The organism is Nonomuraea sp. NPDC049646 (genome assembly GCF_044465525.1).
Lineage (GTDB): Bacteria > Actinomycetota > Actinomycetes > Streptosporangiales > Streptosporangiaceae > Nonomuraea.
Window position 1 is genome coordinate 545,954 of sequence record NZ_JBITLU010000005.1, and the last position, 23,417, is coordinate 569,370.

Sequence of the window (23,417 nt, forward strand, 5' to 3'; positions counted from 1 at the left end):
GTAGAACGATCAGCCCTTGGCGATGGAGGCCTCGTACTCGGCCCGCATCGCCTCGCCACCCCGGCCCAGCCACTTCTTGACGAAGGCCGGCCAGTCCGACATCGACTTACGCCCGGTGACGATGTCGTCGACCATGTCCTTGCCCATGGTGCTCAGCTCGCCGTTCTTCTGGGTGTAGGTGTCGGAGAAGTGGCCGGTGGTGACGCGCTCCTGAAGCATAGGAGCGATCTTGGTCTCGAAGTCGTGGATGAGCTTGGTGCGCTCGGGCTGGCCGGGCAGGAACAGCGCCGACGGCGAGCCGATCACGAACGAGAGCGGCTGCTGCGTGGTGGGCACCTCGGCCGTGCCCTTGTCGGTGAAGGCGAGGTCGCCGTCCTTCTTGGTGAAGTGGGTGCCCTCGACGCCGAAGTTGACGCGCTCGTACTCCTCCGTGCCGAACGGGGCGGCCAGGTAGTTGAGCACGCCGAGCAGGGTCTCGATGCGCTTGGCGTCCACCTTCTTGCTGATCGAGGTGAAGCCCACCGAGCCCAGCCCGGCGTTGTAGACCGGCTTGGACGACGGCGTGGCCGCGAACGGCACGATCGCGCCCAGGTTGTACTTCTGGGTCTTGGCGTCGTTGAGGAAGCCGGGGAAGGACTCGACGTACGCGCCGATCTGGCCGTTGGCGACCTTGTCCTTGATGGTGGCCAGGGCGGGGTCGGGCCAGAACAGGTTGGCCTTGAAGCACTTGACCGCCAGCTCCAGCGCCGCCTGGTACTCGGGCGTCTCGAACTGGTGGATCAGCTTGCCGCCGGTCAGCTTCCAGGTGTTGGGGGCGCCGTACCAGTGGCTGAACATGTGCACGTGGTTGTAGTAGCTCGGTTCGAGCGGGTACTTGTTCTTCTTCACGTCGAGGAGCTGCTTGGCCTTGGCCAGGAAGTCGTCGGCGCTGGTGAAGCCGGTGCCGCCGACCGGCTGCCAGTAGTCCTGGTTGACCAGGAACACCTGGCCGAAGCGGCTGTAGGCGACCGCCACGCCGTACAGCTTCCCGTCGGTGACGGCGGACTTCCAGGTCACGTCGCCCAGGTTGGCCAGGTTCGGGTACTTCTTGATCGCGTCGCCGCTCAGGTACGACGTCAGGTCGTGGAACTTGGCCGCCAGCAGCTCGGGCACCCGCTGCAGGCCCTGGTTCGGCGGGAACCAGACCAGGTCGGGCAGGTCGTCGCTGGCGATGATGGCGTTGAACTTGTCGGGGTAGCCGTCGCCCACGACGATGTTCATGCTCCACTCGGAGCCCAGGGCCTTGCTCAGCTCCTGCAGGTAGGTGTTCTGGCCGGGGGCGGGCGGCGCGACGTCCCACGTCTGGGTGAGCGAAGTGATCTTCTGGCCGTCGCCCGGCGCGGTGGCGACCGACTTGACCAGCTCGGTCGGGTACTTCAGGTACGCGGGGTCCTGGCCGGCGTCGATCGGCAGGTCGGGCGTGGGGATCTTGGCGGCGGTGTACGTCGGCAGCGTCAGCTTCTTGGACAGATCCGCGCCGCCCTTCTTCACGCCTGCGGGGCCGCTCTCGCCTCCGCAGGCCGCGAGCCCGGCGACCGTGGCGCCGGCGAGCGCGAGTCCGAGGAATCCACGACGGGACATGATGGATGACATGGTTGCTCCCGGGTTCTCAGCCCTTGATGGCGCCGGTGAGGACGCCCTTGGTGAAGTACTTCTGGAGGAAGGGGTAGGCGAGCAGGATCGGCACGAGCGCGATGATGAGCACCGCCATCTGCACCGACGAGGCGGGCAGGTCACGCACGATCGCGACGTCTGAGCCCGTGGCCGAGGTGCCGCGGAAGATGAACTGCCGCAGCACGACCTGGATGGGGTGCTTGGTCTGGTCGTTGATGTAGAGGATCGCGGTGAAGAACGTGTTCCAGTACGAGACCGCGTAGAACAGGCCGACGACGGCGATCACCGCCTTGGACAGCGGGATCGCGATCCGCCACATCATCCGGAACTCGCCGCACCCGTCCATGCGGGCCGCCTCGAACAGCTCCTCGGGCAGGTTCTGGAAGAACGACCTGACCACGACCACGTTGAACGCGTTGACCAGCACCGGCACGATGAGCGACTGGTAGGTGTCGATCATGCCGAGTTCCTTGACCATGAGGTAGCTCGGGATCATGCCGGGCGTGAACAGGAACGTGGCCAGCACCATGAGCAGGATCGGCTTGCCGCCGAGCATGCCGCGCCGAGACAGCGCGTAGCCGAGGAAGACCGTGCAGATCAGGCTGAGCGCGGTGCCGGTGAGCGTGATGCCGATGCTGATCAGCACCGACCGGGTGACCGCGCCGCCGGACAGGATGAGCGAGTACGCCTCGAAGGTCGGGTGCGAGGGCCAGAGAACGTAGCTGCCGCCGTTGGCGATGCTCTCGGCGCGGCCCATCAGGCTCGTGCCGACGGCCAGCCCGAACGGGTACAGCACGGCCACGGTGATCGCGGTCAGCACGACGAACTTGAGCGTGCGCCCGGCGATGGTCGGGCGTTCCATCCACGGCGGCCTCATCGATAGATCCCTTGCTCTCCGAAGCGGTGCGCGAGCTTGTTGGCCGCGTAGATGAGCGCCGCGCCGATGAGGCCCTTCATGAGGCCGGCGGCGGTGCTCATGCCCCAGTCGCCGTCACGGATGCCGTGGTAGTAGACGTAGGTGTCGATGACCTCGGCCGCTCCGGCGCCCACGGCCTCCCGTTGCAGGACCATCTGCTCGAAGCCGACGGAGAGGATGTCGCCCAGGCGCAGGATGAGCATCATGAGGATGACCGAGCGGATGCCGGGCAGCGTGACGTGCCACAGGCGGCGCTTCCAGTCGGCGCCGTCGATGGCGGCGGCCTCGTACTGGCTCATGTCGATCGCGGTGATCGCGGCCAGGAAGATGATCGTGCCCCAGCCGCAGTCCTTCCAGATGACCTGGGCCGTCACGAGCAGCTTGAACGTGTCCGCGTTCGACATCAGGTTGCCGATGGTGATGCCGTGCGAGTTCAGGAACGAGCTGACCGTGCCGGCGCCGCCGATGACCTGCTGGAACATCGCCACCACGACCACCCACGACAGGAAGTGCGGCAGGTAGACGACGGTCTGGATGAACCGCTTGACGCGGTGGCCGATCAGGGAGTTCAGCAGGAGCGCGAGCGCGATCGGGGCCGGGAAGTACAGGACGAGCTGGAGCGCCGTGATCTGCAGGGTGTTGCCGACCGCGCTCCAGAACTCCGGCTCCTCCAGCAGCATCACGAAGTTGTCCAGGCCCACCCAGGGGCTGCCCGCGATGCCGAGGAACGGCGCGTAGTCCTTGAAGGCGATGACGTTGCCGAGCAGCGGCACGTAGAAGAAGGCCACGAAGTACAGGACGCCGGGCAGGCACAGGGCCAGCAGCGTCCAGTCGCGCTTCAGCCGCTCAAGCAGGGTGACAGCGGCCACACGCTCACCTCCAGTCGGGTCGGGATGGCTGGAGGCTAGTACCGATTTATGCAAATAACTAGGTTAAACCGAGCAGATCTGAGCATGACGGTGGGATCGATGTCGCACAGCGACATGCTCGTGACAGAACGGTTATCTAATTACCCAAATTGGCTACGTAAAGAGCAGGCGATCTGCCTGATCGAGGGCAAACCGGACAGCGCCCAGCGTGATGCACTCGCTGCCCAGCCCCGACGCCACCACCTCCGGCGGGTAGAGGCAGTACTCCTCGAACAGCTCGCGTACCGGCTCGACCAGCAGGTCTCCGGCCGAGGACAGGCTCCCGCCGATGACCACCATGTCCGGGTCGAGCGGGTTGACCACCGTGACGAGCCCGGCGGCCAGGCCGCGCGCGAACTCCCTGACCGCCTGGCCCGCCCGCTCGTCGCCGGCGCGGGCCCTGGCGATCGCGAACTCGGCGCACTGCCGGCTGGAGCGCAGCTCGCCCGGCTCGACGGCCATCGCGTAGTCGAGGACGTACCGGAAGGCGGTCCAGTTGTTGTGCGGCTGTGCCCCGATCTCGCCGCCCGCCGCGTGCGCCCCCCGGTACGGCCGGCCGCCGATGAGCAGCCCCATGCCGATGCGGTCGCCGGTGAACAGGTAGACGACGTCGTCACGGCCCTGCGCGGCCCCCCGCCAGTGCTCGGCCAGGACGGCCAGGCGCATGTCGTTCTCGACGAGCACCGGCGCGGGGATCCGGGCCGACAGCTCGCCCTGCAGGTCGAGGCCGGTCCAGTCGGACAGGGCGACGCTCTTCACCACCCGCCCTGAACCGTCGACCGTGCCGGTGGTGCCCACGCCGACGACGGTGACGTCCGCCAGTGCCAGCCCCGCCTGGGCGGCGGTGTCCGTGGCGAGCCCGACGATCTGGTCGAGCCGCTCGGCGGCGGGCATGTCGCGGTGGTTGGGCGCGCGGCGGGTGACGGTGATCGTGCCGTTCAGGTCGGCCAGCATGGCGCGCAGGCTGGAACCGCCGATGCCGACGCCCAGCACGTGCCCCGCCGAGGCGCGGAACCTGAAGCGTTTGGCCGGACGCCCCCGCTGGCGGTCGCCGGCCTCCTCCTCGCACTCCTCCGCCCAGCCCTCGGCGACCAGGTCCTCGACGATGACCTCGGCCGTCGGCCTGGACACCCGGGCGGACCTGGCCAGCTCCGACAGCGTGGCCACGTCGGCCTCGCGCAGCACGCGCAGGATGGCCGCCGAGTTGAGCTTGCGCAGAAGCGAGGCGTCGCCGCTCTGCTGTCGCACCGATACCTCCGAGTCGCCGGGCAGGTCATCTTCAAGCTTATTTCGTAATTGTGCCTGGTCCCGCTGCCGCGTGAAGCTGAGCTGTGGGGGCACTTAAGAATCCCTCGATGGACAGGTTCCGAGGGGAGCGGGCACAGTGCGTTAGGTTCGGAACAGGGGGAAGTGAAGCGATGAAAGCGCTGGTCAAGCAGAAGGCCGAGCCCGGCCTTTGGCTGGTGGACGTGCCGGAGCCCGAGGTGCGACCGGGCGAGGTGAAGATCCGGGTGCTGCGTACCGGCATCTGTGGCACCGACCTGCACATCCGCAAATATGACGACTGGGCGCGGCACACGCTGAAGCTCCCGCTCGTCGTCGGGCACGAGTTCTGCGGCCACGTGGTCGAGGTCGCGCCCGGCGTGGAGGACATCGCCGTCGGCGACCTGGTGAGCGGCGAGGGCCACATCGTCTGCGGCAAGTGCCGCAACTGCATGGCCGGACGCCGTCACCTGTGCCGCAACACGGTCGGCCTCGGCGTCAACAGGGACGGCGCGTTCGCCGAGTTCGTCACGCTGCCCGCCTCGAACGTCTGGGTGCACCGGGTTCCCGTTCATCCCGACGTGGCGGCCATCTTCGACCCCTTCGGCAACGCCGTGCACACCGCGCTGTCCTTCCCCCTGGTCGGCGAGGACGTGCTGATCACCGGCGCCGGCCCGATCGGGCTGATGGCGGCGGCCGTGGCCACGCACGTCGGCGCGCGCAACGTGATGATCACCGACGTCAGCGACGAGCGTCTCGACCTGGCCGGCAAGCTCGGCGTCTCGCTCGCGCTCAACGTCTCCAGGTCGACGATCGGCGAAGGCATGCGCCAGCTCCACCTGCGGGAGGGCTTCGACGTCGGGCTTGAGATGTCCGGTAACCCTGGGGCCATGCGAGACATGATCGCGAACATGACGCACGGAGGGAAGATCGCGATGCTCGGTCTTCCCGCCGAGGAGTTCGCCGTCGACTGGGCCACCGTGGTGACCTCGATGCTCACCATCAAGGGCGTTTACGGCCGGGAGATGTTCGAGACCTGGTACAACATGTCAGTCCTGCTGGAAAAGGGTCTCGACCTCTCCTCCGTGATCACCGATCGGTTCCCGTACCAAGACTTCGACGCCGCCTTCGACACGGCCGCGAGCGGCCGTACGGGCAAGGTCATCCTCGATTGGAGCGCTTGATGTTCACGAACGTGCGCGAGCAGCTGCGTGCGACGCTCGACGAGATCACCGAGGCCGGGCTGCTCAAGCCCGAGCGGGTGATCACCACCCCGCAGAGCTCCCAGGTCGGGGTGGCCGGGCGCGAGGTGCTGAACTTCTGCGCCAACAACTACCTGGGCCTGGCCGACCACCCCGAGGTGGTCGAGGCGGCCAAGCAGGCGCTCGACCGCTGGGGCTTCGGCATGGCCTCCGTACGGTTCATCTGCGGCACCCAGGAGGTGCACAAGGAGCTCGAATCCCGCCTGTCGGACTTCCTGGGCATGGAGGACACCGTCCTCTACAGCTCGTGCTTCGACGCCAACGGCGGCGTGTTCGAGACCCTGCTCGACGCCCAGGACGCGGTCATCTCCGACGCCCTCAACCACGCCAGCATCATCGACGGCATCCGCCTGTCCAAGGCCCAGCGCTTCCGCTACGCCAACCGCGACATGGCCGAGCTGGAGGCCAGGCTCAAGGAGGCGTCCGACGCCCGGCGGCGGCTGATCGTCACCGACGGCGTCTTCTCCATGGACGGCTACCTCGCCCCGCTGCGCGAGATCTGCGACCTGGCCGACCGCTACGACGCCATGGTCATGGTGGACGACTCCCACGCCGTCGGCTTCGTCGGCCCCACCGGCCGCGGCACGCCCGAGCTGCACGGCGTCACCGACCGGGTCGACATCATCACCGGCACCCTGGGCAAGGCGCTCGGCGGGGCCAGCGGCGGCTACGTCTCGGCCCGCAAGGAGGTCTGCGAGCTGCTGCGCCAGCGGTCGCGGCCGTACCTGTTCTCCAACTCGCTGGCCCCGGTCATCGCCTCGGCCTCGCTGCGCATCCTCGACCTGCTGGAGACGTCCGGCGAGGCGCGCGAGCAGTTGCGCTCGAACACCGCGCGCTTCCGCAGCGAGATGACCAAGGCCGGGTTCGACATCCTGCCGGGCGAGCACCCGATCGTGCCCGTGATGATCGGCGACGCCGCCGAGGCGGGGGCCATGGCCGAACGCCTCCTCGACCTGGGCGTCTACGTGATCGGCTTCTCCTACCCGGTGGTGCCGCACGGCCAGGCCAGGATCCGGGTGCAGCTCTCGGCCGCCCACTCCGCCGAGGACGTCGACCGGGCCGTGGCGGCTTTCGTCCAAGCACGCCAGGGTTGAGTATCCTCGCTGCGTGATTGACACGCGGCGGCTGCGCACACTGCGGGCGGTGGCCGACCACGGCACGGTCACCGCCGCCGCGGCGGCGCTCCACCTGACCCCGTCGGCGGTCTCCCAGCAGCTCGTGGCGCTGGAGCACGAGGTGGGCCACCGGCTGTTCACGCGTGACGGCCGGGGCGTGCACCTCACCGCCGTGGGCAAGATCATGCTGGGGCACGCCAACGAGGTCCTGGCCCAGCTCGAACGCGCCGAGGCCGAGGTGGCCGCGTACACCACGGGCGAGGCCGGCGAGGTGACCGTGGCCTGCTTCGCCACCGCCATCAGCGCCGTGCTCTGCCCCGCCATCGCCGCCCTGCGCGCCACCGCGCCCGCCCTCAAGGTCCGGGTGCTCGACGCCGAGGGCGACCACAGCCTGGCCATGCTGCTCGACGGCGGGGCCGACCTGGCGGTGACGGTCGAGTACCGGGGCGGCCCCGACGCCGCCGACCGCCGGCTGTCGCGCATCCCGCTGTACGCCGAGCCGTTCGACCTGGTCCTGCCCGAGGGGCATCCGGAGGCGGGCTCGGCCACGCTGGTGTCGCTCGCCGCCGACACCTGGATCGGTCCTTATCCGGGCAATCCCGTGCACGACGTCATCACGTTCGCGTGCCAGCAGGTGGGGTTCACGCCCAACGTCGTCCACTGCTCCGACGACTTCCGGGCCGTGGTGGCGCTGGTGGGGGCGGGCGCGGGGGTGGCGCTCGTGCCGCGGCTCGCGCTGCGGGACATGGCGCTGTCCGGGGTCGTGGTGCGCCAGACGCCGGGGCCCGACCGCCGCGTCTTCGCCGCGATCCGCCGCGGGGCCGACGCGCACCCCCTGCTCCGGCCGCTGTTGTCGGCCTTGCGCACGGTCGCCGCCTCCCTCACCTCCGACTGACCGCCCCTGCCGCGCCCGACGGCGGGCGGCGGCGGTCAGGAGCGGGCCGTGGTGACTGCCTCGGCGAAGCGGGCGTAGCGGTCGAGCTCGGCCGTCACGGGCTCCAGCACGTAGTTCCCGGCGACCTCGCCGATGGCGGCGCGCAGGGCGCGTGCCGTACGTCTGGCCCGGCGCCGCCCGCCCGCCCACGCGGCCAGCCTGGACAACAGGGCGACCACCACCCCGGCCAGCGCGCCGCCGGCCAGCAGCACGGTCGGCCACGGCACCGCGCCCACGGTCGGGAGCGGCGGCTGCGGCAGGCGCAGGTAGTCCATCCCGAACAGCACGCCCAGCCACAGGGCGCCCGCCACCATGACGGCGAAGACCAGCCACTGCAGCACGTTCACCATCCGCCACCACCGCGGCCTGCGGGTCGTGCCGGCGGTGGTGCGGCCCACGGCCCGGTCCACCGCGTCGGCCAGCTCCGGTGAGCGCGAGCGCGCGGCCTGCCGCACCGCCGCCGCCCACGGGCCGGGCAGGTCAGCGGCGGCCGCCTCGCCGACGTCCCTGATCGCCGTCTCGACCTGCGCCCGCTGTACGGCCGACGCAGCCGGCACCGACGTACGCCCCACGATCTCCTTGCCCGGCTTCCCCACCCCGATCCTGAGCCTGCGCAACGGGTCGGGACGGAACCTGCGCAGCCAGCGGGTGACCGGCCAGCCGGTGGCGACCACGGCCCGGTGCCGGTGCCCCTTGGCCACGGCCTCCAGGACCAGCGGCACCCCGGCGGCCTGGGAGAGCGCCCCCGTGAGCCGCCGGTCGAGCCCGGCCGCCCGCCGGTCGCCGGGGTCCGGCCGCGCGCCGTCCGCGGCCAGGTGACCGGCGGCGGCGGTGACGTCGGCGGCCAGGCGGGCGGCCCACGACTCGCGCTCGGCGACCCGGTCGGCGAGCACCGAGCGCAGCTCCGGCAGGCCCGCCCCGGTCGTGGCGGAGACCGGCAGCACCGGCACGCCCGCCAGCCCGTCCTCGGCGAGGAGGCGGCGCAGGTCGGCCACGCAGCGGTCCACAGCCTGTGGAGGCAGGCGGTCCACCTGGTTGAGCACCACCAGCATCACGTCGCGGTGCCCGGCCAGCGGGCGCAGGTAGCGTTCGTGCAGCGCGGCGTCGGCGTACTTCTGCGGGTCCACGACCCAGACCAGCAGGTCCACCAGCGCCACCAGGCGGTCCACCTCCAGACGGTGGGAGAGCCGGATGGAGTCGTGGTCGGGCAGGTCGAGGAGGATGAGACCGGACATCCCGGGCGCCTCGGCGGCGGAGTGGCGGCGCGGGACGTCCAGCCAGTCCAGCAGCGGCCCGGCTCCCTCGCCGTCCCACAGGGCGGCCTGGGCGGTGGACGTCGTCGGCCTGGTGACGCCCACGGCGGCCAGGTCCTCGCCGGCCAGGGCGTTGTAGAGCGAGGACTTGCCGCTGCCGGTCGCGCCGGCGAGCGCGGCCACGGTGTGGTCGACGGAGAGGCTGCGACGGGCGCCGGCCCGTTCGGCGACGGACCGCGCGGCGGACACGTCCTGCTCGGGGAGGCGTCCTTCGGCCAGCTCGGCGGCCTCCAGCAGGGCGGCCAGCCGGGAGTCCAGCGAGGGCCCCTCCTTGCGGCGCAGCAGCTTCACGGCCCCTCCGAGCGGTCGCGAGCGGGCGACTCGGCCGTGGGCGCGGGGAGTTCCGCCGTGGGGGCGGAGGCGGCCGGGAGTTCGGCGCGGTGGTCGTGGACGGCGCGGCCCGCCGCGCGCAGGGCGTCGGCCGTGCCCCTGGGCGGTTCGACGGTCTCCAGCCGGTCGGTGAAGCGGGCGGCCTCCTCCGCCAGCAGCACCTGAACCCGCTCGCGCAGGTCCTCGCGGGCCCGCGTGGTCAGCGAGCGCACGGCCTGGTCGCCGAAGACGGCCTCCAGCAGCTTCTGCGACAGCACGCTCGTGCCGCCCGCGATGCCGACCTCGATCCCGGTGAGCCCGCCGGTCGAGGCGAACACGGCCAGCATGAGCAGCAGCCCGGCCCCGTTGACCCCGAACGAGGCCAGCCGGGCGGTGGTGCGTTTCTCCGCCCCCTCCTCGCGCACCAGGTCGAGGACGAACTCCTGCCAGCCGCGCACCGCCGCCTCGGCCCGTCCGGCCAGGTCGGGAGAGGCCCGGCCGAGCCGCGCGGCCTCCATGGCGCCGAGCCGGTCGAGCAGCCCGCCACCGCCCGGCGCGGCCGACCACCCTTCGAGCGCGCGTTCGGCGGCGCCGTCGGCCGCGCCCCTGATCAGCGACTCGACGCCGCTCTCCAGGGCGTCCTTGAGCTCGACGGCGGGGGCGCGGCCGGTGAAGAAGCCGACGATCCGGTCACGCAGCCACCCCACCCGGCTCTCCAGGGAGCGCATGAGGTCGCCGGTGCCGATGAAGTCCTGCCAGCGGGCCAGCACCTCGCCGCGCAGCAGGGACCCGTCGCGCATGCCCTCGTCGAAGTCGGCCATGCCGCCCGCGTACGCGCCGGTCACGATCGTCCGCAGCCCGTCGAAGGCGGCCTGCTGGCGTTCGACGGCCGTGGCCAGGGCGGGGACGCGGCTGTCGAGGCTGTCCAGGGCGCCCGACAACGTCTGGCGGACGACCCGGGACCGCTCGGCGGCGTCGGCGGCCAGCCCCGTGAGCCAGGAGACGATGGGCCGCACCGACTCCTCCGGCAGCCGCGCCTTCTCGTCGGGCAGCGCGGCCTCGGGCACGGTGAACAGCCGGGTGCCCGGCAGGCCGTTCTCCGCCAGGAGCCGGTCGAGGTCGCGCGATACGGGCTCGACGGCCTCGGGCGCGATCCGGTCGAGGACGACGGCCAGGGCCGTGCTGCGTTCGCGGGCCGAGCGCAGGAAGCTCCAGGGCACCTCGTCGGCGTACCGGGCGGCGGTGGTGACGAACAGCCACAGGTCGGCGGCGGCGAGGAGCTGCGCGGCCAGCTCCCGGTTGGAGGTGACCACGGAGTCGATGTCGGGGGCGTCGAGCAGCGCCAGCCCGGCGCCCAGCGCGTCGGAGGCGACCACGCGCAGCGCGCCCGCGCCGCCGCCGCCGGAGTCGCCGGTGGCGCGGGACAGGCCGGGCAGCACGTTCTGGCCGGTGAACCAGTCGCGGTCGGCCGGGTTGACGACGAGCGTGGGCACCAGCGTGGTGGGCCGCAGCACGCCGGGCTCGGCGACGTCGGCCCCCACCAGCGAGTTGACCAGCGTGGACTTGCCCGCCCCGGTGGACCCGCCGACGACGGCGAGCAGCGGCGCGTCGATCGCCCGCAGCCGCGGCAGCAGGTAGTCGTCGAGCTGCCCGGCCAGCTCGCGCAGGGCACGCCGGTCCGCCGCGGCCTCGCCGATCGCCAGCGGGAACAGCTCGCGATCGAGCGGGCGGCGCAACGACTCCAACGCCCCCAGCAGATCCATAGGTGCCAACCCCGCTTCCCGCGGTACGCCGCTCGACACCTCGCGCCCGCAGGTCCACGCTACGGTGAGCGCCCGGGACGGTCCACCGGCCGGGGCCGCGCGGCGGGGATCAGCCGGCGGGCGGCGGCTCCCTGAGCACGTAGCCGACGCTGCGCAGCGTGTGGATCAGGCGGGGCTCGACGTCGTCCACCTTGCGCCGCAGGTAGGAGACGTACGACTCGACGACGCCGGCGTCGCCGCCGAAGTCGTAGTTCCACACGTGGTCGAGGATCTGCGCCTTCGACAACACGCGGCCGGCGTTGACCATGAAGTAGTGCAGCAGCTTGAACTCCGTCGGGGACAGCCGCACCTGGCGGCCGGCCCGCCAGACCTCGCGGGCGTCCTCGTCCAGCTCCAGGTCGGCCACCTTCAGCCGGCTGGCCGGCGCCCCCTCCGTCCTGGTACGGCGCAGCACCGCGCGGATCCTGGCCTGCACCTCCTCCAGGCTGAACGGCTTGGTGACGTAGTCGTCGCCCACCCGCAGGCCGGCGATCTTGTCCTCGGTGGCGTCCCGGGCGGTGAGGAACAGCACGGGCGCGTCGATCCGCCTGGCCACCTCGAACCCGTCCAGGTCGGGCAGCATGACGTCGAGCACCACCAGGTCGGGCGCGGCGCGTTCGGCGACCTCGACGGCCTCCTGCCCGTCAGCCGCGGTCAGCACCTCGAATCCGGAGAAGCGCAGGCTGGCGGAGAGCAGGTCCCTGATGCTGGGCTCGTCGTCCACCACCATGATCAACGCCTCGCGGACCTCGCGGAGCTCGGGTTTTGTCACGATTCCAGGGTGACCCAGGCACCTGAGGGTTAGCTGAAGGCTCACTCCAAGGCGAGTGGGAGTTCGACCCGGAAGGTGGAGCCCTCCTCGGGCGAGCTGGTCAGCGTCACGGTCCCGCCGTGGGCCTGGACGAGCGCCTGCACGATGGCCAGGCCGAGCCCGCTGCCGCGGTCCTCGGAGGAACGGCGGCGGCTGCGCGCGGAGTCGGCGCGGTAGAAGCGTTCGAAGACCCGCTCGACCTGCTCGGGCGGCAGGCCGGGGCCGCTGTCGGCGACCTCGGTGAAGACCGTGTCGTCGGTCGCCCCGGCCCGGACGACGATGGGCGTGCCGGGCTCGGTGTGCACGATGGCGTTGGTCATGAGGTTGCTGATGACCTGCCGCAGCCGCACCTCGTCGCCGGAGACGATGAGCGCCGCGCCGCCGACCACGTCCAGCTTCACCGTACGGTCGGGGGCGAGGATCCTGGCGTCGTGCACGGCGTCGGCGACCAGGGCCAGCATGTCCACCGGGCGCATCTGGAGCGGGCGCTGCTGGTCCACCCTGGCCAGCAGCAGCAGGTCGTCCACCAGCAGGCTCATGCGCCCGGCGGCCTTCTCCACGCGCTGCATCAGCTCGGCGGGGTCGGCGCCGGGGTTCTGGCGGGCGTACTCGGCGAAGCCGCGGATGGAGGTGAGCGGGGTGCGCAGCTCGTGGGAGGCGTCGCCGACGAACTGGCGCATGCGGTCCTCGGAGCGGCGGGCCGCCGCCTCGGACGCCGAGCGCGCGGCGAAGGCGGTCTCGATCTGCGCCAGCATGCCGTTGAGCGACCTGGCCAGGCGGCCCACCTCGGTCCGGGGGTCGGCGTCCGGCACCCGGCGGCCGAGCTCGCCGCCCGCGATGGCCTCGGCCGTGCGCTCGATCTGGCCGAGCGGACGCATGCTGCGGCGCACGATCGTGACGCCCGCGACCGCCAGGATGAGCAGGATGCCGCCGCCGCCGAGCAGCTCGATCAGCACGAGCCGCCGGGTGATGGCGTCCACCTCCTCCAGGTCCACCGCGACGACCAGCGTGCGCCGCTGGATCTCGCTCTGGAGCACCCGCCACTCGCCGTCGCCGCCGGCGGCGGGCGCGGTGTAGGCGTCCACGCCGGGCGACTCGCGCAGCACGGGCTTGGGCTTGGCGTCCACGTCGCGGTCGCGCAGCATCGGGACGAACGCCTCACCCGGCTCCTTGACCAGCGCGATCGCGTCGGACTCGATGAGGATCGGGCGGTCGGGGGTCTCCCTGTCCCGCCGCCAGTCGCTGACGACCTTCTTGTGCATGCGCACGCTGAGCAGGTTGAGCTGGCTGTCCACCCGGTCCATGAGGTAGCCGTGCAGGACCGAGACGCTGACCAGGCCGACGAAGGTCATGCCGCAGCCGAGCAGGGCCAGCATCGCAGCGATCAGCTTGACCCGCAGCGGCAGGGCTCTCATCAGGGGCTCGGCGGCAGGCGCAGCACGTATCCGACGCCCCGCAGGGTGTGGATGAGCCGGGGGCTACGGTTGTCGATCTTCCTGCGCAGGACGGACACGTACGACTCCACGATGCCCACCTCGCCCCTGAAGTCGTAGTCCCAGACGTGGTCGAGGATCTGCGGCTTGGACAGCACGCGCCCGGCGTTGGTCATGAAGTAGCGCAGCAGCTTGAACTCGGTCGGCGAGAGCGAGACGGCGTTGCCGCCGCGCCAGACCTCGTGGCTCTCCTCGTCCAGCTCGATGTCGGCGAAGGTCAGCCTGGGCGGCGCGGCCTGCGCGTCCCCGCTCGTGCGCCGGAGCACTGCGTGGATCCTGGCCACGACCTCCTCCAGGCTGAACGGCTTGGTGACGTAGTCGTCGCCGCCGATCGTGAGCCCGCGGATCTTGTCCTCGGTCTCGTCGCGGGCGGTCAGGAACACCACGGGCGTGTGCAGCCCGCCGCTGCGCATGCGCCGGACGATCTCGAACCCGTCCACGTCGGGCAGCATGACGTCGAGCACGACGAGGTCGGGCCGGTGCCGTTGCACGGCGTTGACGGCGTCGAGGCCGCTCTTGGCCGTGGTCACGTCGAAGCCCGCGAACCTCAGGCTCGCGGCGAGGAGTTCGAGGATGTTGGGGTCGTCCTCGACGATCAGCAGGCGTGATTCCATCACCTTCAAGGATGCCCTCATCGGGAGAGTGCTGGAACAATTCCGGCAATATGCCGGGCAATTGCCAGGCTCGACGTCGCCGCGGGCGAGGGCGCGTTGCGGACCAGGACCACGCTTCCGTGGACGTCCACCACGAAGTCGTCCACCAGCCGGCCGTCCCTGGCGACGGCCTGGGCGCGGACGCCGCCGCCGGTCCTGACGAGGTCGGCGGCGGTGAGCTCGGGCACGTACCGCCGGGCGGCCCGGACGAAGGCGCTCTTGACGAGCGAGCCGTAGACCTCCTTGATCCCGGTACGCCAGTGGGTGCGAGCCATGCGAAGCGTCCCCGGCCAACGCAATATTTGCCCGAAATTTCGTATGTCTCGCCATCTGTAGCCTTCGTAGGCCAGGGCCAGCACCGCGTTCGGCCCCACCAGGACCTCGTCGTCGATGTGCCTGGTCAGATGCACGCCCAGGAACGGGTACCGCGGGTCGGGCACCGGGTAGATCAGCCCGCGCACCAGCTCCCTGGCCGCCCCGGCCAGCGCGTAGTACTCGCCCCGGAACGGCACGATCCGCACGTCCCCCGCCGCCCCGGCCACCCTGGCGAGCGCGTCCGTGCCGAGGCCGCCGCAGACCACCAGCCGGTCGAAGGCGAACCGCCGCCCCCCGGCCAGCACCTCGACGCCCTTCGACGTCTCGCGGATCGCCCGGACGGGGTGCGACAGGCGGACCGAGCCGCCCGTCCTGGCCACGTCGAGGGCGAGCGCGCGGGCGACGGCGGGGAAGTCGGCGATGGCGGTGTGCGGCGAGTGGATCGCGGCGACGCCGACCGCGTGCGGCTCGATCTCGCGCAGGCCGAGGCCGTCCAGCTCGGCGACGCCCGGCACGCCGTTGGCGCGCGCCCGCTCGGCCAGCGCGCGCAGCGGCGCGCGCTCGGCCCGCGTGCTCGCCACGACCAGCTTGCCGACCTCCCGGTAGGGCAGCTTGTGCTCGGCGCAGTACGCCTTGAGCAGCGCCACGCCCTCCCGGCACAGCCTGGCCTTGAGCGACCCCGGCGGGTAGTAGATCCCGGCGTGCACGACGCCGCTGTTGCGCCCGGTCTGGTGGGCGCCGACGCGCGGCTCCTTGTCCAGCACGGTCACCTCGGCGCCGCGCGTGGCGGCCAGCTCGCGGGCCACGGCCAGTCCGACGATCCCGGCGCCGACGACACCGATCTTTTCCGTCACATACCTGATTTTCCTGGTAAAGGCCGCCCTGCCGCCATACCTGGGCGAATCGAACATGAGTACGATGGCCTTCATGTACGTCCCGCCAGAGTGGCCCGCCGAGGTCCGCCCGCCCAGCGTCCCCGACTGGGAGACCTCGGCGGTGGCCTGGCTGCTCGACGCGGTGCCGCCCGACTACCGGGCCTACGAAGTGCTGAGGCGGCACCCGGTGGCCCTGGCCAGCATGGCCAGGCATCACGTCCGGTCGGCGGTCGAGGCCGCCCGCGCGGGCTATCGCGGCGCGGCCGTCGATCTCAAGGGCCACCTGCCGCCGCACGCCGTCGAGGCCGTGCTCGACACCTACCGCCAGGAGGGGCCGCGGCTGGTGCGCCTGTCGCGCTCGATCGAGGTGGTCGAGCGCGCGCTGCGCGGCGACATGTTCACCGCGACCATGCGCCGCCCGTGACGGCTCACCGGGTGCGGCGCGCGATGAAGGTGATCACCCCGGTCGCGCCCGCGGCCGCGGCCAGCCAGATCAGCACGTCCTTGGCGGTCAGGCCGCTCGGCTCGGCGGTGTCGGACGGCCGCGCGCTCTCCTGGACGGCGACGGGCTTCGGCGTGGGGGTGCTCGTGGCCTGGGCGCGCTCGGGCAGCGGCACCCGGTAGACCGGGCTGTTCGGGCCCTCCGAGCCGGTCAGCAGGGCCTTGCCGTCGGCGGTGTAGGCGATCGACTCGGCCTGCCGCAGCTCCGGCATGGGAACCCGGGCCAGCGTCTCCCCCGAGGGCCGGTAGAGGGTCGCCGAGAAGTACGTGCGGATGACGTAGGAGGAGCCGTCGGGGGCGTAGGCGGCGTCCGTGGCCATGATCGGGGCCGCGGCGACCCGGCGCAGGATGTTGACCCTGTCGGTGCGGAGCTTCTTCGGCGCGGCGTAGACGGACCCGGAGAACTCCTTGGACACGACGTAGAGCCGGCCGGTGCGCGGGTTGATCATGATGCCCTCGGCGTTGCGGCCGCCGCCGGCGTAGCGGAAGCGGTAGCGGGTGGCCGGCAGCGTGGCGTCCCGGAGCGTGCGCGGCTCGGCGACCTTGTAGATCGACACGTCGGGCCAGGCGCCGTCGAGGTTGTCGCCGATGTCGGCGAACCAGAGCGTGCCCTGCCCGGTGGCCGGGTCTCTGGTCGCCGCCATGGCCTCCCAGTCCCTGGCCTGGGCGCCGCGCAGGTGGAAGGTGGCCTTCGTACGCCCGTCGGCGCCGACCGCGTAGAACACGGGCGCGGCGGAGCTGTCGTTGTGGGTGTAGAAGACGTTCTCGTGCGTGGGCGAGACGGCCAGGCCGCTCGACTCGGTGATGCCGCGGTCCTTGAACGTGAACAGCTTCTCCGGCCCGTCGTCGTCGGCCCACGCCGGAGCCGCCGACAGCGCGAACGTCGCCGCCGCGGCGGCCAGGACCCGGAACACGACATCCCCCACCTCGCCATCATGCCCCACGACTCCGTCCGGGACGCTCAGGCCACCGCCTCCGCCACGCCCACGCGGGCGCTGTGACGGCGGAACCCGGCCCCCTGAAGCACCAGGAGCAGCCCGTTGGCCGCCGCCATGGCCACCCAGAGCCCGGTGATGCCCCACGTACGCGCCACCGGCACGGCGGCCGCCAGCAGCGGGCCGTAGCCGAGGACGAAGTAGGCCAGGCTCGCGCCCGACCTCTTGAGCGCGGTCAGCCCCATGCCCTGCACGGCCTGCGCGGCGTCGGCCAGCGACGACACCAGCATCAGCGGCAGCAGCGCGAGGGCCCGCTCGCGTACGGCGGCGTCACCGGTGAACAGCCCGAGCGCCCGGTCGCCGAGCAGCAGCAACGCCAGGGCCGCGGCCAGCGTGCCGGCGACGGCGAGCAGCGCGGCGGTGCGGTTGGCCCGCCGCGCCCCGGCCGGGTCTCCGGCGCGGGCCACCTCGGGCACCGACGCCTGCGCGACGGAGAGCGAGACCAGCATGATGAGGCCGGTGAGCGTGGTCAGCACCGCGTGCGCCGCGGTGTCGCGGGCGCCGGTCGCGCCCGCGGCGAACGTGACCACGCCGAGCACCCCGAACTTGATCAGCACGGTCGCCGCCAGCGGCACGCTGACCCGGGCCAGCCGGACGATCTCGGCCACCCTGGGCCGCCCCTGCCCGATCGGCCGCCCGAGCGCCCGGCGCAGCAAGAGGCTGGCCACGACCGCGGCCACCACCCCGGCGACCACCCAGGCCACGCCCACGCCGTCGAGGCCGAGCCGCGGCGCCAGCACCGCGGTCAGCCCGCTCAGCAGCAGGCCGAAGGTGAGGCTCGGCCACAACACGTCGCGGCTGCGGCCGAGTGCCACCAGGATCGTGCTCGCGCCGCCGGTCGTGGCGAAGACCAGCAGGTAGGCGGCCAGGAACCAGGGCAGCAGGCCCAGCTCGCCGACCACCTCATCGGGCACCCCGCTCACCCGCGCGAGCGCGGGCACGCAGATGACGGCGAGCGCCCCCAGCGTGCCCGTGGCCAGGCTGAGCCAGCGCGCGTCCCGTACGACGGGCACCGCCGCGCCCGGATCGTCCCGGTACGGCGCCACGAACGGCCCGAGCCCCCGCAGCGCGCCCTGCACGGCGGCGCCGGCGGGGCTGAGCACCGCGGACATCACCGCGAAGGCGGCCAGCGCGACCGTCTCGTGGTTGCCGAGCACGGACGTGACCACCAGCGTCCCCATCATGCCGGTGACCATCGCCAGGAAGACCGGCAGCGCGGCGCGGAGCAGGACGATCACGACGACCCCGCGGAGATCATGAACTCACCCTATGGCCTGGAGCGCACTCCAGGTATTTAGTGTGGACCCCATGGACTATGTCAACCTCGGACGCAGCGGCCTCCAGGTGAGCCCGCTCTGCCTCGGCACGATGAACTTCGGCCCGCTGACCTCGGAGGAAGACTCCTTCGCGATCATGGACAAGGCCCACGACCTGGGCATCAACTTCTTCGACACCGCGAACGTCTACGGCTGGAAGAAGGGCGAGGGCATCACGGAGAACATCCTGGGCCGCTGGTTCGCCCAGGGCGGCGGCCGGCGCGAGCGCACGGTCATCGCGACCAAGCTCTACGGCGACATGGGCGACTGGCCCAACGAGCGCCGCCTGTCGGCGCTGAACATCCGCCGGGCCTGCGACGCCTCGCTGAAGCGCATGCAGACCGACTACATCGACATCTACCAGGCCCACCACGTCGACCGGAACACGCCTTTCGAGGAGTTCTGGGAGGCCATGGAGGTCCTGCGGCAGCAGGGCAAGGTCATCTACGTGGGCTCGTCCAACTTCGCGGGCTGGCACATCGCCAAGGCCCAGGAGACGGCGGCGCGGCGCGGCACGTTCGGGCTGACCAGCGAGCAGAGCCACTACAACCTGCTCACCCGGGCGGTGGAGCTGGAGGTGCTGCCCGCCTGCGAGGACTACGGCATCGGCGTGATCCCGTGGAGCCCGCTGGCCGGCGGCCTGCTCGGCGGCGTGCTGCGCAAGATCGACAAGGGCCGGTCCGCCTCCGACACCATGGTGCGGGAGCTGGACAAGCACCGGGACAAGATCGAGGCGTACGAGAAGCTCTGCGACGAGCTGGGCGAGGACCCGGCGTACGTGGCGCTGGCCTGGCTGCTGCGGCAGCGCGCGGTGACCGCCCCGATCATCGGCCCGCGCACGCTGGAGCAGCTCGAAGGCAGCATGCGCACGCTGGAGATCGAGCTGGACGAGGCCACCCTGGCCCGCCTCGACGAGATCTTCCCGGGCCACCGCACCGCCCCGGAGGACTACGCCTGGTGACGGCGTGACCGGCCGGGCCCGGCACGACCACGGGCCCGGCCGCCCGGGGCGGCTCAGGTCAGCAGGGCGCCGAGAATGACGATCAGGAACAGCAGGCCGAGCACGAGCGGCAGCAGCCAGGGGCGAGGACGGTCCACGCCCTGGAGCCTAGCCCCGCTTCACCGGTGCGAGCGCCCAATCGCCGAGTGACTCGTACCTCACCTGGGGCCCGGTGTGGCTGCGGAACAGGTGCAGCCGCTCGGCCCGCCACGGCGACCCGGCGAAGGCGGCCAGCGACTCCACCAGCTCCCTGAGGTCGACGTCCGTCCGGGCCCTGGCCAGGGTGAGGTGGGCGTGGAACCGTTTCTCGTCGGTCTGCACGGCCCCCGCGCGGCGGCCGGCCGCGCGGGCCGAGTCGGCCAGCCTGTTCATGGGGTCGCCCGCGACCCCGGCCCAGAGCACCCTGGCCCGCCGCGCCGAGGAGAAGGCCCCGGCCCCGGCGAGGGCCACGTCGAGCACCGTGTGCCGGTGGGCGGCCCGCTCCAGGCGCACCTGGAGGTCGGGCAGCGCCCGTTCGGGCACCTCGCCGTAGAAGGCCAGCGTGACGTGCCAGGTGGGGCGGCCGGCCCAGCGCAGCCCCGGCACCTGCCCGACGTACGGCGCCACGGCCCGCTCGACCTCGTCGAGCGCCTCCTCAGGCGGGACCACGGCCGCGAAGAGCCTCATGTCATGCGATTGTCCCCGGACGGGGACGGATCACGCCATCGCCAGCGCCGGCCTGGCCATCCGGTTGCCGATCAGCTTGGTCACCATGACCGCGAGCCCGGTGCCCACCAGGACGAGCACGCCCGACAGCAGCACCCCCGTACGCGGCCCGCCCAGCTCCGACAGCCACCCGATCAGCGGCGCCCCGATGGGCGCTCCCCCGGTGAAGACCAGCATGTAGATGCCCATGACCCGGCCCCGCATCTCGGGGGACGTGGCGATCTGCACGCTGGCGTTCGCGGCCGTGTTGATGGTGATCAACGCGACGCCGGTCGGGACGAGTAGCAGCAGATAGACCGGGTAGAAGGGGGCCAGCCCGGTCAGCACCTGGAACAGCCCGAACCCGATCGCCCCGGAGAAGAGCACCTTGCGCGAGAGTCTGGCCCGCCGCGCCGCCAGCAGCGCGCCGCCCAGCGCGCCCACCGCGAACATGCTGGAGGCCAGCCCGAACGACGACGCCCCGGCGCCGAACACCTCGCGGGCCATCAGCGCGATCGACATCGAGAACGACTGCGAGAACATCGACACGAAGGCGATCAGCAGGATCGGCATGAGGAGCTCCTCGCGCCGCAGCACGTACCGCAGGCCCTCCCTGAGCTGGCCCTTGGCCCTGGGCACCGGCTCGGACAGGTTGAGCTCGGACTTCCGCATGAAGACCAGGCTGGAGATCACCGCGCCGAAGGTGAGCGCGTTGATCAGGAAGATCGGTCCGGTGCCGCCCAGCAGGGAGATCAGGATGCCGGCCAGCGCGGGGCCCACCACGCGGGCGAGGTTGAAGATGGAGCTGTTCAGGGCGATGGCGTTGGGCAGGTCCTGCCGTCCGACCATCTCGACCACGAACGCCTGCCTGGTCGGCACCTCGACGCAGGAGATCAGGCCGAGCAGGAAGGCCATCACGAACACGTGCCAGACCTGCGCGGCGCCGGTCATGGTCAGCACGCCGATGGTGAGCGCGAGCACCGCCATCATCGACTGGGCGGCGATGAGGATGGGCCGCTTGGGGTACCTGTCGGCGAGCACGCCGCCGAAGAGCCCGAACAGCAACATCGGCAGGAACTGCAGGGCGGTCGCCAGGCCGAGGGCCGCCGCGCTGCCTCCCACGCCGTGCGGGCCCTTGGTCAGGTCGAGCACCAGCCAGTCCTGGGCGGTGCGCTGCAGCCAGGTGCCGACGTTGGAGACGGCGCCACCTGCCGCGAACATGCGATAGTTGCGAATCTTGAGCGACCGGAACATCCCGGTCTTGGGTTGCTCAGGCTCTATATCTTGCTGAGCTTCTCCAGGATCGGCGCCGCCTGCCGCAGGATCGACCGCTCCTCCGGCGAGAGCTCCTTCAGCCGCTGTGTCAGCCACGCCTCCTTGCGGCGGCGTTCCTCCTTCAGCAACGTCTGGGCGGCCTCGGTCACGGTCACGGTCACCTGACGCCGGTCGGTCGGGTGCGGGGTGCGTGCGACCAGGCCGCGTTCCTCTAGCGCGGCGATCACGCGCGTCATCGAGGGCGGTTGCACCTTCTCTAGCTCGGCCAATTCGCCGGGGGTTATCCCGGAATGCCGTTCCACGGCGGCGAGCGTCGCGAACTGGGTGGGCGTCAGCGAGTGCGCCGCCGCCTGACGCCGGAGTCGCCTGGTCAGCCTTGCCATCGACACGCGCAGGGCTGAGGCCAGGCCCGCGTCGCTGCGCAGGTCCATCTTGGGCTGGGTGTTCATTAGCACGTCTCATTACCTTTGCTAACTATATGCGAAGGCAAGATATTTCCCTAGGTCAGGTTGTCTCACTCCTTGATACCCCGAAGCCGCCCCACATGCGCGGGACGGCTCCTGGACGTCGAGGTCAGAGACCGATGGCGGCCCGGATCGGACCGATCGCGAAGTAGAGGACGAACAGCGCGGTGACGCCCCACATGAGCGGGTGGATCTCGCGCGCCTTGCCCCGCACGACCTTGACCAGCACGTAGCTGATGAAACCGGCGCCGATGCCGTTCGAGATGGAGTAGGTGAACGGCATGACGACGATGGTGAGGAAGGCCGGGATGGCGATCTCGTAGTCGTCCCAGTCGATGTCGCGGATGGCGGTCATCATCAGGAAGCCGACGACGACCAGCGCGGGCGTGGCGGCCTCGTAGGGCACGACGGCGACCAGCGGCGCGAAGAAGATGGCGACCAGGAACAGCACCCCGGTGACCACGCTGGCCAGACCGGTCCGCGCGCCCTCCCCGACGCCGGCGGCCGACTCGATGTAGGTGGTGTTCGACGAGACCGACCCGGCGCCGCCCGCCGCCGCGGCGATCGAGTCGACGAGCAGGATCTCCTTGGTCCGCGGCAGCGTGCCGTCGGCCTGGACGAGGCCCGCCTGCCGGCCGACGCCGACGATCGTGCCCATCGTGTCGAAGAAGTCGGTGATGAGCAGGGTGAACACGAACAGCACGGCCAGCAGCACGGAGATCCGGCTGAAGGCGCCGATCGGGTCGAACTCCGTGAACAGCCTCAGCGGGTTGTGGAAGCCGAAGATCTTGTCAGCGGCGGGGATGGCGGGGACGTTGAGCTGCCAGCCGCCGGCGTTCTCGGGCGAGGCCGCCCCCACCTTGGTGACCGCCTGGACGACCATCGCCAGGACGGTCGATCCGACGATGCCGATCAGGATCGCGCCCTTGACCTTGCGCGCCACCATGGCGGCGGTGGCCAGCAGGCCCACGATGAACACGAACACCGGCCAGGAGGTGAGCTGGCCGCCGATGCCCAGCTCCAGCGGCGTGCCCGCGGCCTTGCGCACGAAACCGGCGTCCACGAAGCCGATCAGCGCGATGAACAGGCCGATGCCGACGCTGATGGCGGTCTTGAGCTGGGCCGGGATGGCGTGGAACACCGCCGTCCGCAGGCCGGTCAGCACCAGGATCGCGATGATGACGCCTTCGAGGAAGACCAGGCCCATGGCCTCCTCCCAGGTCATCACCGTGGCGATGTTGAAGGTCACGAAGGCGTTGAGCCCGAGCCCGGCGGCCATCGCGAACGGCACCCGGCCGACCACGCCCATGATGATCGTCAGGATGCCCGCCACGAACGCCGTGCCCGCGGCGACCAGCGCCACCTGCGGGGTCGTGCCATCGCCGATGACCTGGCCGTCGATGTCCTTGCCGTAGGCGAGGATGATCGGGTTCAGCACCACGATGTAGGCCATCGTGAAGAACGTGGCCAGGCCGCCGCGCACCTCACGGGAGATCGTCGAGTCTCGTGCAGAGATTGCGAAGAAACGGTCTATTGCATTACGCATGTCACTCACGGGCC

21 protein-coding genes are annotated in these 23,417 nt (G+C 71.4%); 5 read left to right on the forward strand and 16 right to left on the reverse strand.

Annotation, left to right across the window (positions count from 1 at the left end; genetic code table 11):
• Window positions 1-9 precede the first annotated feature (9 nt).
• The 4 genes from ACIBQ8_RS18180 to ACIBQ8_RS18195 all read right to left on the reverse strand — a co-directional run bounded on the left by ACIBQ8_RS18180 (window position 10) and on the right by ACIBQ8_RS18195 (window position 4,725).
• Window positions 10-1,632, reverse strand: coding sequence for a hypothetical protein (locus ACIBQ8_RS18180; protein WP_397192490.1), 1,623 nt, complete (start codon window positions 1,630-1,632; stop codon window positions 10-12).
• A gap of 16 nt (window positions 1,633-1,648) precedes the next feature.
• Window positions 1,649-2,530 (reverse strand): carbohydrate ABC transporter permease, encoded by an 882-nt coding sequence (locus tag ACIBQ8_RS18185; RefSeq protein WP_397179473.1) that lies wholly within the window; start codon window positions 2,528-2,530, stop codon window positions 1,649-1,651.
• Window positions 2,527-3,438, reverse strand: a complete 912-nt coding sequence (locus ACIBQ8_RS18190) for an ABC transporter permease subunit (RefSeq protein ID WP_357976243.1) — start codon at window positions 3,436-3,438, stop codon at window positions 2,527-2,529. The genes ACIBQ8_RS18185 and ACIBQ8_RS18190 overlap by 4 nt, the downstream gene beginning before the upstream one ends.
• Window positions 3,439-3,591: 153 nt before the next feature.
• Complete coding sequence (locus ACIBQ8_RS18195; protein ID WP_397192491.1) at window positions 3,592-4,725, reverse strand: ROK family protein; 1,134 nt, start codon at window positions 4,723-4,725, stop codon at window positions 3,592-3,594.
• A 170-nt stretch (window positions 4,726-4,895) separates the two neighbouring features.
• Here ACIBQ8_RS18195 and tdh point away from each other — a divergent pair, with 170 nt between their 5' ends.
• Genes tdh through ACIBQ8_RS18210 form a run of 3 tightly spaced genes read left to right on the forward strand, consistent with a single transcriptional unit; the run spans window position 4,896 to window position 8,012 of the window.
• Window positions 4,896-5,924 carry an L-threonine 3-dehydrogenase gene (tdh, locus tag ACIBQ8_RS18200; RefSeq protein ID WP_397192492.1) on the forward strand — a complete coding sequence of 343 codons (1,029 nt, stop codon included), beginning with the start codon at window positions 4,896-4,898 and terminating at the stop codon, window positions 5,922-5,924.
• The gene (locus tag ACIBQ8_RS18205) at window positions 5,924-7,096 is read left to right on the forward strand and encodes a glycine C-acetyltransferase (protein ID WP_397179470.1); all 1,173 of its coding nucleotides are present in this window, start codon (window positions 5,924-5,926) and stop codon (window positions 7,094-7,096) included. Before tdh ends, ACIBQ8_RS18205 begins: the two co-directional genes overlap by 1 nt.
• A gap of 13 nt (window positions 7,097-7,109) precedes the next feature.
• Entirely contained in the window at window positions 7,110-8,012 is a 903-nt protein-coding gene (locus tag ACIBQ8_RS18210) for a LysR family transcriptional regulator (RefSeq protein WP_397179469.1), read from the forward strand.
• Window positions 8,013-8,047: 35 nt separating this feature from the next.
• Here ACIBQ8_RS18210 and ACIBQ8_RS18215 read toward each other — a convergent pair whose 3' ends face one another.
• The 6 genes from ACIBQ8_RS18215 to lhgO form a co-directional block, all read right to left on the reverse strand.
• Complete coding sequence (locus tag ACIBQ8_RS18215) at window positions 8,048-9,655, reverse strand: GTPase family protein (protein ID WP_397192493.1); 1,608 nt, start codon at window positions 9,653-9,655, stop codon at window positions 8,048-8,050.
• On the reverse strand, window positions 9,652-11,436 hold the full coding sequence (locus ACIBQ8_RS18220; RefSeq protein WP_397179467.1) for an ABC transporter: 1,785 nt from the start codon (window positions 11,434-11,436) through the stop codon (window positions 9,652-9,654). The genes ACIBQ8_RS18215 and ACIBQ8_RS18220 overlap by 4 nt, the downstream gene beginning before the upstream one ends.
• 109 nt (window positions 11,437-11,545) lie before the next feature.
• Window positions 11,546-12,205 (reverse strand): response regulator transcription factor, encoded by a 660-nt coding sequence (locus ACIBQ8_RS18225; RefSeq protein ID WP_352361783.1) that lies wholly within the window; start codon window positions 12,203-12,205, stop codon window positions 11,546-11,548.
• Window positions 12,206-12,288: 83 nt separating this feature from the next.
• Entirely contained in the window at window positions 12,289-13,701 is a 1,413-nt protein-coding gene (locus ACIBQ8_RS18230) for a HAMP domain-containing sensor histidine kinase (RefSeq protein WP_358298788.1), read from the reverse strand.
• Window positions 13,701-14,393: a response regulator transcription factor gene (locus ACIBQ8_RS18235; RefSeq protein WP_397179466.1), complete on the reverse strand. Its 693-nt coding sequence runs from the start codon at window positions 14,391-14,393 to the stop codon at window positions 13,701-13,703. The genes ACIBQ8_RS18230 and ACIBQ8_RS18235 overlap by 1 nt, the downstream gene beginning before the upstream one ends.
• Before the next feature lie 17 nt (window positions 14,394-14,410).
• The gene (lhgO, locus tag ACIBQ8_RS18240; RefSeq protein WP_397192494.1) at window positions 14,411-15,601 is read right to left on the reverse strand and encodes an L-2-hydroxyglutarate oxidase; all 1,191 of its coding nucleotides are present in this window, start codon (window positions 15,599-15,601) and stop codon (window positions 14,411-14,413) included.
• Between the two features lie 73 nt (window positions 15,602-15,674).
• Between lhgO and ACIBQ8_RS18245 the strand changes: the two genes are divergently transcribed.
• Window positions 15,675-16,046: a hypothetical protein gene (locus tag ACIBQ8_RS18245; RefSeq protein WP_397179464.1), complete on the forward strand. Its 372-nt coding sequence runs from the start codon at window positions 15,675-15,677 to the stop codon at window positions 16,044-16,046.
• 4 nt (window positions 16,047-16,050) lie between these two features.
• On the opposite strand, the gene ACIBQ8_RS18250 is transcribed toward ACIBQ8_RS18245, so the two are convergent.
• Window positions 16,051-17,049, reverse strand: coding sequence for a hypothetical protein (locus ACIBQ8_RS18250; protein WP_397192495.1), 999 nt, complete (start codon window positions 17,047-17,049; stop codon window positions 16,051-16,053).
• 35 nt (window positions 17,050-17,084) lie between these two features.
• Window positions 17,085-18,356 (reverse strand): MATE family efflux transporter, encoded by a 1,272-nt coding sequence (locus ACIBQ8_RS18255; RefSeq protein WP_397192496.1) that lies wholly within the window; start codon window positions 18,354-18,356, stop codon window positions 17,085-17,087.
• 70 nt (window positions 18,357-18,426) lie between these two features.
• Here ACIBQ8_RS18255 and ACIBQ8_RS18260 point away from each other — a divergent pair, with 70 nt between their 5' ends.
• Window positions 18,427-19,395, forward strand: coding sequence for an aldo/keto reductase (locus tag ACIBQ8_RS18260; protein ID WP_397161665.1), 969 nt, complete (start codon window positions 18,427-18,429; stop codon window positions 19,393-19,395).
• Between the two features lie 147 nt (window positions 19,396-19,542).
• On the opposite strand, the gene thpR is transcribed toward ACIBQ8_RS18260, so the two are convergent.
• From thpR to ACIBQ8_RS18280, 4 genes are all read right to left on the reverse strand, one after another.
• Window positions 19,543-20,100 (reverse strand): RNA 2',3'-cyclic phosphodiesterase, encoded by a 558-nt coding sequence (gene thpR, locus ACIBQ8_RS18265; protein WP_397192497.1) that lies wholly within the window; start codon window positions 20,098-20,100, stop codon window positions 19,543-19,545.
• 30 nt (window positions 20,101-20,130) lie between these two features.
• Complete coding sequence (locus ACIBQ8_RS18270; protein WP_397192498.1) at window positions 20,131-21,339, reverse strand: MFS transporter; 1,209 nt, start codon at window positions 21,337-21,339, stop codon at window positions 20,131-20,133.
• Window positions 21,340-21,395: 56 nt separating this feature from the next.
• A complete protein-coding gene (locus tag ACIBQ8_RS18275; RefSeq protein WP_352320922.1) occupies window positions 21,396-21,842 on the reverse strand; it encodes a MarR family transcriptional regulator in 447 nt (148 codons plus the stop codon).
• Window positions 21,843-21,966: 124 nt separating this feature from the next.
• Complete coding sequence (locus tag ACIBQ8_RS18280) at window positions 21,967-23,403, reverse strand: NCS2 family permease (protein ID WP_397192499.1); 1,437 nt, start codon at window positions 23,401-23,403, stop codon at window positions 21,967-21,969.
• Window positions 23,404-23,417: the final 14 nt, after the last annotated feature.

Coding starts and splice junctions, on each gene's coding strand:
- ACIBQ8_RS18180 (WP_397192490.1), bottom strand. CDS start 1,632: ATGTCATCCATCATGTCCCGTCGTGGATTCCTCGGACTCGCGCTCGCC.
- ACIBQ8_RS18185 (WP_397179473.1), bottom strand. CDS start 2,530: ATGAGGCCGCCGTGGATGGAACGCCCGACCATCGCCGGGCGCACGCTC.
- tdh (WP_397192492.1), top strand. CDS start 4,896: ATGAAAGCGCTGGTCAAGCAGAAGGCCGAGCCCGGCCTTTGGCTGGTG.
- ACIBQ8_RS18205 (WP_397179470.1), top strand. CDS start 5,924: ATGTTCACGAACGTGCGCGAGCAGCTGCGTGCGACGCTCGACGAGATC.
- ACIBQ8_RS18220 (WP_397179467.1), bottom strand. CDS start 11,436: ATGGATCTGCTGGGGGCGTTGGAGTCGTTGCGCCGCCCGCTCGATCGC.
- ACIBQ8_RS18225 (WP_352361783.1), bottom strand. CDS start 12,205: ATGGTGGTGGACGACGAGCCCAGCATCAGGGACCTGCTCTCCGCCAGC.
- ACIBQ8_RS18230 (WP_358298788.1), bottom strand. CDS start 13,701: ATGAGAGCCCTGCCGCTGCGGGTCAAGCTGATCGCTGCGATGCTGGCC.
- ACIBQ8_RS18235 (WP_397179466.1), bottom strand. CDS start 14,393: ATGGAATCACGCCTGCTGATCGTCGAGGACGACCCCAACATCCTCGAA.
- ACIBQ8_RS18245 (WP_397179464.1), top strand. CDS start 15,675: ATGTACGTCCCGCCAGAGTGGCCCGCCGAGGTCCGCCCGCCCAGCGTC.
- ACIBQ8_RS18260 (WP_397161665.1), top strand. CDS start 18,427: ATGGACTATGTCAACCTCGGACGCAGCGGCCTCCAGGTGAGCCCGCTC.
- thpR (WP_397192497.1), bottom strand. CDS start 20,100: ATGAGGCTCTTCGCGGCCGTGGTCCCGCCTGAGGAGGCGCTCGACGAG.
- ACIBQ8_RS18270 (WP_397192498.1), bottom strand. CDS start 21,339: ATGTTCGCGGCAGGTGGCGCCGTCTCCAACGTCGGCACCTGGCTGCAG.
- ACIBQ8_RS18275 (WP_352320922.1), bottom strand. CDS start 21,842: ATGAACACCCAGCCCAAGATGGACCTGCGCAGCGACGCGGGCCTGGCC.
- ACIBQ8_RS18280 (WP_397192499.1), bottom strand. CDS start 23,403: ATGCGTAATGCAATAGACCGTTTCTTCGCAATCTCTGCACGAGACTCG.